The organism is Streptococcus pseudopneumoniae (assembly GCF_001070815.1).
Taxonomy (GTDB): domain Bacteria; phylum Bacillota; class Bacilli; order Lactobacillales; family Streptococcaceae; genus Streptococcus; species Streptococcus pseudopneumoniae_P.
Map to the genome: position 1 here is coordinate 15,425 of NZ_JVLX01000050.1, position 12,076 is coordinate 27,500.

The 12,076-nt window shown below is 42.4% G+C and carries 11 protein-coding genes (1 of these 11 only partly in view); all 11 read right to left on the bottom strand.

The genetic code is table 11. The features are described from left to right. Nucleotide 1: 1 nt before the first annotated feature. Nucleotides 2–154, bottom strand: coding sequence for a hypothetical protein (locus tag ADG81_RS09920; RefSeq protein ID WP_000776626.1), 153 nt, complete (start codon nt 152–154; stop codon nt 2–4). A 20-nt stretch (nt 155–174) separates the two neighbouring features. Next, nucleotides 175–453: a type II toxin-antitoxin system YafQ family toxin gene (locus tag ADG81_RS05960; protein ID WP_049551201.1), complete on the bottom strand. Its 279-nt coding sequence runs from the start codon at nt 451–453 to the stop codon at nt 175–177. Further along, nucleotides 446–709 carry a type II toxin-antitoxin system RelB/DinJ family antitoxin gene (locus tag ADG81_RS05965; RefSeq protein ID WP_049551202.1) on the bottom strand — a complete coding sequence of 88 codons (264 nt, stop codon included), beginning with the start codon at nt 707–709 and terminating at the stop codon, nt 446–448. The genes ADG81_RS05960 and ADG81_RS05965 overlap by 8 nt, the downstream gene beginning before the upstream one ends. A gap of 102 nt (nt 710–811) precedes the next feature. Next, complete coding sequence (locus tag ADG81_RS05970; RefSeq protein ID WP_049551203.1) at nt 812–5,203, bottom strand: PolC-type DNA polymerase III; 4,392 nt, start codon at nt 5,201–5,203, stop codon at nt 812–814. A gap of 103 nt (nt 5,204–5,306) precedes the next feature. After that, on the bottom strand, nt 5,307–7,388 hold the full coding sequence (gene fusA / locus ADG81_RS05975) for an elongation factor G (RefSeq protein ID WP_000090354.1): 2,082 nt from the start codon (nt 7,386–7,388) through the stop codon (nt 5,307–5,309). 279 nt (nt 7,389–7,667) lie between these two features. Further along, nucleotides 7,668–8,138: a 30S ribosomal protein S7 gene (rpsG, locus tag ADG81_RS05980; RefSeq protein ID WP_000087873.1), complete on the bottom strand. Its 471-nt coding sequence runs from the start codon at nt 8,136–8,138 to the stop codon at nt 7,668–7,670. A gap of 19 nt (nt 8,139–8,157) precedes the next feature. Beyond that, nucleotides 8,158–8,571: a 30S ribosomal protein S12 gene (gene rpsL, locus ADG81_RS05985; RefSeq protein WP_001142332.1), complete on the bottom strand. Its 414-nt coding sequence runs from the start codon at nt 8,569–8,571 to the stop codon at nt 8,158–8,160. A 317-nt stretch (nt 8,572–8,888) separates the two neighbouring features. After that, complete coding sequence (locus ADG81_RS05990) at nt 8,889–9,488, bottom strand: response regulator transcription factor (RefSeq protein WP_049551204.1); 600 nt, start codon at nt 9,486–9,488, stop codon at nt 8,889–8,891. Continuing rightward, entirely contained in the window at nt 9,489–10,586 is a 1,098-nt protein-coding gene (locus tag ADG81_RS05995) for a sensor histidine kinase (RefSeq protein WP_049551205.1), read from the bottom strand. Then, nucleotides 10,586–11,323 (bottom strand): ABC transporter permease, encoded by a 738-nt coding sequence (locus ADG81_RS06000; RefSeq protein ID WP_049551206.1) that lies wholly within the window; start codon nt 11,321–11,323, stop codon nt 10,586–10,588. The genes ADG81_RS05995 and ADG81_RS06000 overlap by 1 nt, the downstream gene beginning before the upstream one ends. Nucleotide 11,324: 1 nt before the next feature. Then, on the bottom strand, nt 11,325–12,076 hold the 3' portion of the coding sequence (locus ADG81_RS06005) for an ABC transporter ATP-binding protein (protein WP_049551207.1). 133 nt of this gene lie beyond the right edge of the window; 752 of the gene's 885 nt are visible here — the last part of the coding sequence; its start codon lies off the right edge, out of view; the stop codon is at nt 11,325–11,327.

Sequence of the window (12,076 nt, forward strand, 5' to 3'; positions counted from 1 at the left end):
TTTATTTTTCTTTCAAAGCAGAAAATAATCCTGCTAAAGCAATAGCGCCCGACAATAGTGCTGTTGATAGAAGAATTGTTTGATCAGCAAGTTCCAATTGATATTCAAATACCTTCTCAGCCGGCTTATCTTCCGCAAAAATTCTTAGTTTCATGAGAACCCCCTTAAAATTTATTAAAACAAATCACTATGACTTCCTGTCCTCAGCAAATTTAAAATCAATTCCGACTTGTCTACTTTATAAACCAAAAGCCAATCTGGCTGGATATGGCATTCACGAACTCCTTGAAAATGTTTGGATGCCGTCAATGGATGATCACGATATCTAGCAGGAAGTTCTTTTTCTTGAACAAGAAAATTTAAAACTTCTTCTAATAATTCTGCCTTCAAACCACGCTTCATAGCCAACTTAAAATCTTTTTTAAACTGTTTATGATAACGAATCTTAAGCACGCAAATCCTCCATCAAGTCAGAGACTGATTCAAAGGATTGGCTCATATTACGATTTTGGTCTAAATCCGTTAACACTTGAAGCAACTTCCGATTTTCGTCTAGTCTAACATCAAAAGGTAATCCCTGATATTGAATAGCCTGACGAAGGAAAATATTAATAGCTGTTGTCATATCCATTCCCAGATTACTAAACACCTGTTGGGCCTGCTCCTTCACCTCACTATCCAGACGGATGCTCATACTCGTCTTTGACATACTCTCACCCTCTTTCTATAGACTATTTTAACAAAAAAGAAGGCTAATGTAAATCTATTGGATATACATTAGCCTCTTTGGATAGATGATTAAACAATTTTTTTAAAACAACTCATCAAACAAACTGAGCTGGTTATCCTCTGGCATATTGCCCAGAATCCCCATTTCATCCATCTTTTCAACCAAGGTTGATGAGAGTCCACCACGCTTGCGTAGTTCTGTTTTAGAGAGGAATTCTCCCTCTTCACGCGCTCGCACCAACTGCTTAGCAACGTTCTCTCCCAGACCATCCATTGCTACAAATGGTGGAATCAGTGTATCTCCGTCAATGATGAATTCAGTCGAATCACTACGGTAGAGGTCTAACTTCCCAAACTTGAAACCACGTTCCCACATTTCATTGACAATCTCAAGAGTTGTATAGAGGTCAATCTCCACATTAGAGGCCTCATTGTTCTTCCGTTTTTCAGAGATTTCTTCCATTCTGCGTTTGATGGCATCCAAACCCGCACCCATGGTCTTGATATCAAAAGCCTTAGCACGGATTGAGAAGTAAGCACAGTAATAATAAATGGGATGATGAACCTTGAAGTAAGCTACACGCAAGGCCATCATAACGTAGGCTGCCGCATGGGCCTTAGGGAACATATACTTAATTTTCCCACAGGACTCGATATACCACTCTGGCACCTTATTAGCCTTCATGGCTTCAATGTAGCCATTGCGTTCCTCTTCGGAAATCTTGAGCCACAATCCCTTACGTACCCGTTCCATGATGGTAAAGGCCATCTTAGGTTCGAGACCAGCATGCATGAGGTAAACCATGATGTCGTCCCGACAACCGATAACAGTCGATAGGTCCGCTATTCCTTGCTTAATCAAATCTTGGGCATTGCCCAGCCAAACGTCGGTACCGTGAGACAACCCTGACAACTGAAGCAATTCTGCAAAAGTCGTCGGATGGGTTTCATCGACCATCCCTCGGACAAAGTTGGTCCCAAACTCAGGAATCCCCAGCATGCCCGTCGGCGTTCCGATTTGTTCAGGAGTCACACCTAGCACATCAGTCCCAGAAAAGAGGGCCATCACGCCTTCGTCATCCATAGGGATTTCATTAGGATCAATCCCAGACAAGTCCTGAAGTTTCCGAATCATGGTCGGATCATCATGTCCCAGTACATCGAGTTTGAGGACGTTCTCGTCGATATCATGGAAGTTAAAGTGAGTGGTCTGCCATTCAGCTGTCACGTCATCTGCTGGATACTGGACAGGCGTAAAATCATAGACATCCATGTAGTTAGGAATAACAACGATTCCCCCAGGGTGTTGTCCTGTTGTCCGCTTGACACCGGCAGCACCTTGGGCAAGACGTTCCACCTCTGCATCACGATAAAACTTGCCATAATCTCTCTCATAGCCCTTGACAAAACCATAGGCAGTCTTGGCAGCCACCGTACCAACCGTTCCTGCACGGAAGGCATATTCCTCACCAAAGATATCACGCACATCCAAGTGAGCACTAGGCTGGTCTTCTCCCGAGAAGTTCAAATCAATATCGGGAACCTTGTCCCCATCAAATCCAAGGAAGGTCTCGAACGGAATATCCTGCCCATTTTTGCTGAGTTTATGACCACATTTAGGACAGTCCTTATTGGGCATATCAAATCCTGAACCGTACGAACCATCTGTGATAAACTCACTGTACTGACACTGACCACAGACATAGTGAGGAGAGAGAGGATTAACCTCCGTAATCCCAATCATGGTCGCAACAAAACTGGACCCAACAGACCCACGAGAACCAACCAAGTAGCCCCGTTCATTGGAACGTTGCACCAGCATCTGGGAAGCCAGATAAATCACGGCAAATCCATTCCCCAGAATAGAGGTTAGTTCTTTTTCAATCCGCAAATCAACGATATCTGGCAGCGGATTACCATAAATCTCAAAGGCCTTCTTATAGGTCAACTCGGCAACTGTTTCTTCAGCCTTGTCAATGAAAGGCGTATACAAGTCACCCTTAACAACCTCAACGGGTTCAAAGATTTCTGCCAAGGCATTGGTGTTTTCAATAACCAATTTGCGAGCTAATTCCTCTCCCAAGAATGCAAATTCATCCAACATTTCATTAGTCGTTCTAAAATGAGCTTTTGGAAGAGGAGCGGGTTGGGCATGTTCGCCATGACCAATAGTTCGGTTAATCATCGCCCCCTGTCCCAAACTACGGACGATAATTTCACGGTAAATCTCTTCTTCTGGTTCGATATAGTGGACATTTCCCGTAGCCAAAACGGGCTTGCCAAGACGGTCGCCGACCTCTATCAAACTTTTGATAATGGTCTGTAGTTCTTCCATATCCTTGACCTGCTCCTTGGCGATCAATGGCGCATAGATAGCTGGTGGCATGATCTCAATAAAGTCATAATACTTGGCCACCTCAACCGCCGCATCCACACCTTGGGAAACGACTGCATCAAAAACTTCACCTTCAGAGCAAGCTGAACCTAAAATCAAACCTTCCCGATGAGAATCTAGAACTGTTCTCGGAATTCGTGGCACCCCTTCAAAGTACTTGGTATTGGATAAAGAAACCAGCTTAAAGATATTTTTTAGTCCTACTTGATTCTTGACATAAATAGTCGCATGCTTGATCCGAGCTTTTTTATAAGAATCTGGACTAATCAAATCAATGTTAAGTCTAGCTAGATCGGTCACACCATGTTTTTCTGCTACTTCTTTGATAAAGATGAAAAGCAGGCGACCTGTAGCTTCCGCATCGTAGTTGGCCATGTGGTGATGCTCTAAGGCCACACCAAAACGCTTAGTCAAAGGCCCCAAACCATGACGTTTATACTCAGGATACAGGTTTCTAGCAAACTCAAGCGTATCAATCACTGGTTGACTAATCTTAGGCAAACCATGACGCTCATAATTGGCATTCATAAAGCCAACGTCAAAGGTAGCATTATGGGCAACTAAGACTGTATCCTTGCAGAATTCTTGGAATTCTTGCAAAACTTGTTCCAGTGGTTTAGCATTTTTTACATGATCATCTGTAATTCCGGTCAACTCAGTAGTAAAAGCTGACAAGGGATGCCCAGGATTGATAAATTCATCAAATTCAGCAATAACATTCCCCTTGTACATCTTAGAGGCCGCAACCTGAATCAAATCATTATAGATGGCTGAAAGCCCCGTCGTTTCCACGTCAAAGACCACATAGGTTGCTTCTGACAAGTCCATCTCCACTTCGTTGTAGACGATAGGGACACGGTCCTCCACGATATTGGCTTCCATTCCATAAATCAGCTGGATTCCCGCTTTCTTAGCCGCCTTATAGCCATGTGGGAAGGATTGAACATTCCCGTTGTCGGTGATAGCAACTGCTTTGTGTCCCCACTTAGCAGCTGTCGCAACGATTTCTTCAACCTCTGGTAGAGCATCCATAGTCGACATGTTAGTATGAGCATGAAACTCAACCCGCCGTTCTCCTTCTGGCATTAAATCCTTCCGCTCATAGTGAACAACTTCCTGCACATCCTGCACGTTCATAGTCAAATCGCGTGTGAAGTTATTCATCTCCACATTCCCACGAACTCGGAGCCAAGAATTTTTCTTAATTAGATCAAATTTCTGAGCCTCTTCCTCGTTCTTAACCCACTTTTGCATAGAAAAACTGGAAGTGTAGTCTGTCATTTTAAAGTTGATCAAAACACGCCCTGTTCTGGTCACTTTTTGCTCCACATCAAAAACAACCCCTTCAAAGACCAGACGATTTTCCTCAGTCGTCACTTCGATCATAGGAGTAATCTCCGCCTTATCTAGCTTTGGCTTAGCCGCAGCCTTTTTGGCCTGAAAATCAAAGGCTGGTTTCTCTTCAGCTGGAGGTGGTGCCATCTGTTCCAGTTGCTCCATAGCACGGAGCGCTTCCTCATTGGCCGCTTGAACAATCTGCTCATTTTCAGCATGAAAGGCCTCTTCCTGCTCTTGGGTCAGCACATCATTTTTCTCTACTTGACAGTTGAAAGTTGGAAAGCCAAACTTTTCAAGTTGTTTCGCTAAATTAGGAAGATGATTCTTCTTAAAATGTTCCTTATCAATCGCCTCAGAGCCTTCAATAAAGAGTTGATTGCCCTCAGCACGAACTTGCAGATTCTGGTAAAGGGACCTAAAACCTTGACTAGCACATGGCCCTTCAGAGAAAGCCTCCCTATAGTAGGACTGCAAGAGCTGATTTGAAAATTCTTGAGACCGAGCCTTAATTTCGAAAACAGCTTTATTGCCTGTCTTAGAAAATTCTTCGCTCAAACCTTTCTTTAATTCTAAAAAGATTTCAATCGGTAAAATATTAGAAAATACGAAATGAAACTCCCATACCTTACTAATTTTATGAACCACAACTCGCTCAATATCGGCCTGTGCTAAAGCAGGAGCCTGTCTCATTTCAGCAGGCATCCCCAATTGATTCATCAAAATTTCAAAACTATTTGACATTCATTTTCCTCACATTATTCTTCTACTATTTTACCATATTTAGAGGTATTTTCTAAAGACAAAAGGAAGCCACTAAGTGACTTCCTTCTAGAGTGAGAACTGATTAGTCTTCACCTTTATTTTTCTTAATGATTTCTTCTTGTACTGACTTAGGTACGTCTTCGTAGTGGTCAAATACCATCATGAATGTACCACGTCCTTGAGATGCAGAACGAAGAACTGTTGCGTAACCGAACATTTCAGCAAGTGGAACGTAAGCACGAACGATTTGGCTGTTACCGTGTGCTTCCATACCATCTACACGTCCACGACGAGCAGTTACGTGACCCATAACATCACCAAGGTTTTCTTCTGGAACAGTGATTGTTACAAGCATCATTGGCTCAAGGATAGCTGGTTGTGCTGATTTAGCAGCTTCTTTAAGAGCAAGTGAAGCCGCGATCTTGAAGGCAGTTTCAGATGAGTCAACATCGTGGTATGAACCATCGTAAAGCTTAGCTTTAACGTCAACCATTGGGTAACCTGCAAGAACACCGTTAGCCATAGATTCTACCAAACCTTTTTCAACCGCTGGGATAAATTCACGAGGAACCACACCACCGACGATTGCGTTTTCGAATTCGAATCCTTTACCTTCTTCATTTGGAGTAAATTCAATCCATACATCACCGAATTGACCTTTACCACCAGACTGACGTTTGAAGAATCCACGTGCTTGAGTAGAAGCACGGAATGTTTCACGGTAAGATACTTGAGGAGCACCTACGTTCGCTTCAACTTTGAACTCACGACGCATACGGTCAACAAGGACGTCAAGGTGAAGCTCACCCATACCAGAGATAACTGTTTCACCAGTTTCAACGTTTGTTTCAACGCGGAATGTTGGATCTTCTTCAGCCAATTTTTGAAGGGCGATACCCATCTTATCTTGGTCTGCTTTAGATTTTGGCTCAACCATCAATTGGATAACTGGTTCTGGAACATTGATTGACTCAAGGATGATTTTAGCTTTTTCATCTGTCAATGAGTCACCAGTTGTAGTATCTTTCAAACCAACGGCAGCAGCGATATCACCTGAGTAAACAGTGTCGATTTCTTGACGGCTGTTAGCGTGCATTTGAAGGATACGTCCGATACGTTCACGTTTCCCTTTAGAAGTGTTCAATACGTATGAACCTGATTGAAGCACACCTGAGTACACACGGAAAAATGTCAAACGACCTACGAATGGGTCTGTCATGATCTTGAAGGCAAGAGCTGCAAATGGCTCTTCGTCAGATGCTGGACGAGTTTCTTCAGCGTCTGTATCTGGGTTAATACCTTTGATTGCTGGGATATCAAGTGGGCTTGGAAGGTAGTCAATAACCGCATCAAGCATCAATTGAACACCTTTGTTCTTGAAGGCAGAACCACACAATACTGGGAAGAATTCAACGTTGATAGTCGCTTTACGGATACCAGCTTTCAATTCTTCGTTAGTGATTTCTTCACCTTCGAGGTATTTCATCATCAATTCTTCGTCAGTTTCAGCAACTGCTTCAACCAATTTTTCACGGTATTCTTGAGCCTGGTCAAGGTATTCAGCTGGAATATCTTCTTCAAGGATATCTGTACCAAGGTCGTTCGTATAGATTTCAGCCTTCATCTTGATCAAGTCGATGATACCACGGAAGTCATCTTCAGAACCGATTGGCAATTGGATTGGGTGTGCATTTGCTTGAAGACGATCGTGAAGTGTGCTTACAGAGTAAAGGAAGTCAGCACCGATTTTATCCATTTTGTTGGCAAATACGATACGTGGAACTCCATACTCAGTTGCTTGACGCCAAACTGTTTCAGTTTGAGGCTCAACACCTGATTGTGAGTCAAGAACGGTAACCGCACCATCCAATACACGAAGAGAACGTTGTACTTCGATTGTGAAGTCCACGTGTCCTGGTGTGTCGATAATGTTTACGCGGTGGTTGTTCCATTGAGCTGTTGTCGCAGCAGATGTGATAGTGATACCACGCTCTTGCTCTTGCTCCATCCAGTCCATTTGTGACGCACCTTCGTGAGTTTCACCGATTTTGTGGATTTTACCAGTGTAGTAAAGAATACGCTCAGTAGTTGTTGTTTTACCAGCATCGACGTGAGCCATGATACCGATATTACGAGTTTTTTCAAGTGAAAATTCGCGTGCCATGAGGTTTGTTTCTCCTATTTATTTTTGATTTCTATTCTATTATAACACGATTTTAATAAAAACGGATAGGCAGGACCTACCCGTTCTCAATGTTTTCATGCTATTGTTGGTTTCAACTTGCAGATTTACAAATTGAATCGAACTCGGGCTAAAGTTAATTAGCCGATTTGAGCCGGAACGGGATGCTGTGTGAAAAAGATAAACTTCCTTGTATTCGTCGAATACTGCGTCAGTTTCCTATTTTCACCTTGCATCCTTACCGTTCCTAGCATCATGATTTTACCAACGGAAGTGTGCGAATGCACGGTTAGCTTCAGCCATACGGTGAGTGTCTTCACGTTTCTTAACAGCTGCACCAGTGTTGTTAGCAGCATCCAAGATTTCTTTTGCAAGACGGTCTTGCATTGTGTGTTCACCACGAAGACGAGCGATTGTTACCAACCAACGAAGTCCAAGTGTTGTACGACGTTCTGGACGAACTTCAACTGGTACTTGGTAGTTAGAACCACCAACACGACGTGCACGTACTTCAAGTACAGGCATGATGTTTTCCATAGCTGTTTCAAATACTTCAAGTGCATCGTTACCAGTAGCTTCTTTGATTTGCTCAAAGGCTCCGTAAACGATTGAAGCAGCTGTACCACGTTTACCATCAAGCATAACGCGGTTGATAAGACGAGTAACTAGTTGTGAATTGTAAAGCGGATCTGGCAATACGTCACGTTTTGGAGCTCTATTTTTACGACTCATTTCTCTTTATCCCCTTTCCTTATGCTTTTGGACGTTTAGTACCGTATTTAGAACGGCCTTGTTTACGATCGTTAACACCTGCAGTATCAAGTGCACCACGGACGATATGGTAACGTACCCCTGGAAGGTCTTTTACACGTCCACCACGAAGAAGAACCACGCTGTGTTCTTGCAAGTTGTGTCCGATACCTGGGATGTAGGCAGTAACTTCGATAAGGTTGCTCAAACGTACACGAGCGAATTTACGAAGGGCTGAGTTAGGTTTTTTAGGTGTCATTGTTCCAACACGAGTTGCAACACCACGTTTTTGTGGTGAAGAAACGTTTGTTTGAACTTTTTTATGACTGTTGTAACCAACGTTCAAAGCTGGTGATTTAGATTTTTCTACTTTTGATTTACGCGGTTTGCGAACCAATTGGTTAATTGTAGGCATCTACATTCTCCTGTGTTTTTTTTTATTTTTGGTGATGATACACTTGGTGACAGCTATCATCTGTGTGTACTTTTGCAACATTTGTCAGCACGTCCCTGTACACTCTTGAGAGACCAAAAGTAAAAAGTACCGTCTATTATTGTAACAAATTTTTCCCTTGGTTGTCAAGATATTTTTCTTTTTTATTCTTAATTTTAGCTCTTTTGTAGTGCTCCCCCAAAAAATAAAAAGGAGGAATCCCCCCTCTCCTAAAGTTAGTATTGTTCCATTCAATCCCATCAATTTTAGCATATAATGTTCAAAAAAATATTATATCATCACAACCAACCAGATTCTTTCGCAATATTAGCTGCCTCTGTTCGATTACCTGCATCTAGTTTTGAAAGAATATTAGTAACATAGTTTCGGACTGTTCCGTTGGATAGATAAAGTTTATCTGCAATTTCTTGGTTAGAGAAGCCCTGAGCGATTCCATTTAAAACTGCGATTTCTTGTTCTGTTAATGGATTGGGATGCGTCATCACCACTTCCATCAATTCAGGCGAATACTCCTTGCGCCCTTCGAGGACAGTGTGCAAGGTTTGCATGAGGTCTGCAATGTTTCTTTCTTTTAATACATAAGCATCTACTCCAGCCTTGACCGCACGTTCAAAATACCCAGGACGCTTGAAGGTCGTCACCACAACCACCTTTATTTCTAGATTTTCTGCTCGTATCCACTCCAAGACTTCAAGACCTGTCTTAACAGGCATTTCTACGTCAAGGATGGCGATATCTACAGACTCCCTTTCTAATAGTTGGATTGCTTCTTGCCCATTCTTGGCCTGAAGGACAGACTCCACATCCGGTTGAAGCGCGAGCAATTGACACATAGCATCTCGCAACATACTTTGATCTTCTGCGACTAACACTTTCATCTACTTTCTCTCCTTATAAGGTAGTCGAACCTGAACTTCTGTCGGTTGTTTCTGACTAATTACCTTTACTTCTCCCGAAAATGGAAGAACACGATCTCGAACTGTATGGAGGTCATCCCCCTTTATAGAAGTAAAGCCACAGCCATCATCTCTCACTGTTAGAATGAGTTCTTTCTCTGTCCGTTCTAATTTTAAGTAGACTTTAGACGCTTTAGCATGCTTGATGATATTGGTCACTAACTCAAGCAAAATCATGGAAGCCGTTGACTCCAATTCCTGAGTAAGGCTAGCGGTATCTAGTTGATTAGCCGTTTCCACCTCAATTCCAGCAATCTCTAGCATCTTTTTGACAGTTTCAAGTTCTGATGCTAAGGTCCGTGATTTCAGATTTTCCACAATGGTTCGCACTTCATTCATGGAATCCTTGCTTATCTGGTGAATTTCTTTTAATTCCTTTTCCACCTGTGGATAAGCCTCCATCTGAAACAACTGCAAGGCTAAATCTGTCTTGACACTGAGCATAGCAAAGGTGTGTCCCAGACTATCATGCAAATCCTGACCGATACGACTACGTTCATTTTCAGCAAGCAATAGATTTATCTTGGCATTTTGCTTAGTCTGCGCTTCTTTCAAATCCTCCACAATCCGAATCCGAACCAATCCAAAAGTCATTAAATCGACAAAAGCAAGAATTACAAGTAGATAGAATAGAAACTCAACTTCGATTCTCTGAAAAATCAACAGTTGGCCCACAACAAGGACTTGAGCAAGAAGAAAAGTCCGGACATGTAAAGAATTAAAACTACGTACGCCGAAATGATAAATTAAGAGATTGGCAAGGAAAAAGAAGAACCAGATATAATTTACACCAACAAAGGCGGTATTCCCAGCTACATAGGCTAGCATGATAACCCAACAGAGCCAGGATAAGCGCTGACTCTTGGTGGTTAAAACGCCTAAGTAAGCCACCACAAATAGAATATCAATCAACAAATGCCAGCTAGGTAGCTCCCCAGTCACTACAGGAACGATGGGAAAAACCATAAAAATCAAACTGGCCCAATACATATAGTCTATGCTTTTCAGTCTTTCAAGCATTAAGAATTCTCCTTATGATCTTGAAGGTAAATGGTCAAACCAAACAAAACTGCTGAAAAAACAAGTAGATAAACTGTGGCTGATAAATTGATGCCACCCTCGTTTAAGAAGGTCTTGAGCAACTCCATCAACTGATAAGTTGGTAGGCACTTCCCGATTGCTTGCATCCAGTCTGGAAATAAAGAGATGGGCATCCAGAGTCCGCCTAAAACAGCCAAGCCTAGATAGAGAAGATTTCCCACGACAGACATCAGCTGACTAGAAGGCAAGAGTGTCAAGGTCAAGCCAAGCGCTACAAAAGCTACACTTCCTACTATCAGCAAGAGCGCAGCCCCAATCCAGCTTCCTAGAGGCATATCCACACCTCTAACCAAGTGCCCAACTGAGAAAACAACCAAGATTGAAACCAAATAATCAACCATCATACTTGTTATCTTTGATAGATAATATTCTACCATATTTACTGGAGTATGGCGCAATGTTTTCTGCCAGTTGTTGATTTTATCGGTATGTAAGACAGCTGGAAATGAAAACATGGCTGTCGACATCATGGAAAAGGCCGTCATAGAGATGAGGTAGTCACGCATAAAATTAGCTGGCCCATCTGGTGTATCCTGGTACATGCCTGAAAAGAATAAATAGAAGGCCGTCGGCATCCCTACTGACAATAGATAAGTTACTAATTGTCGTTTGGTCAATAGAAATTCTATCTTGTTTAGTGCGATCCATCGTTTCATCTTAGTCATCTCCTTTTTGTGTTTCTTCAAAGATTGTATCTAGCAAACTACGGTTATTAACTTCAATTTCTTGAATCCTACATCCTGCTTGCACTAACAGTTGCCAGAAAGCATCCGCTTCACGTGTAACTACTTGCAGGGCATCTTGTTTTTGTGACCAGTTTTCAACCAAGTTTGACTGCTCAACGACTTCCTTGTATGCTAGAGGAAGGATAAAGTGCTTTTCAATCTCCTCACTGCGCATGGCTAGAGGTGTTGTATCGCGAATCAACTCTCCCTTATTCAAGACCAAGATTCGGTCCGCTGTATGCTCTACTTCTTCGATATAATGGGACGAATAGAGAATGGTAACTCCCTTAGCTTTTAGCTCCTGAACAATTTCCCAAAAGCGTTGACGGGTTGAAGTATCCATGGCAGCAGTTGGTTCATCTAAAAAGACAAGCTTTGGTCGCCCAATCAAGGTCAAGACAAAAGAGAAAAGACGCTTTTGTCCACCTGACAATTTTTCTGCCAATTGCTCTTTTTGTTGCTTGTCAAACTGCAATAGTTGGTCGATTTCCCGGTTGCTCAAGGGATTTGGGTAAATGCTTTGAAAGAAAGCAATCAACTCTTTTACCTTTAGTTTCTGAACGATTACATTCTCTTGAGGGAGGTAGGATCTTGTATAGCCTAACTGAGAACTCGTCACTGGCAAGCCTTGGATAGATACTTGACCGCTTGTGACCAGTTTATCTCCAAGCAAACAGTCCAAGA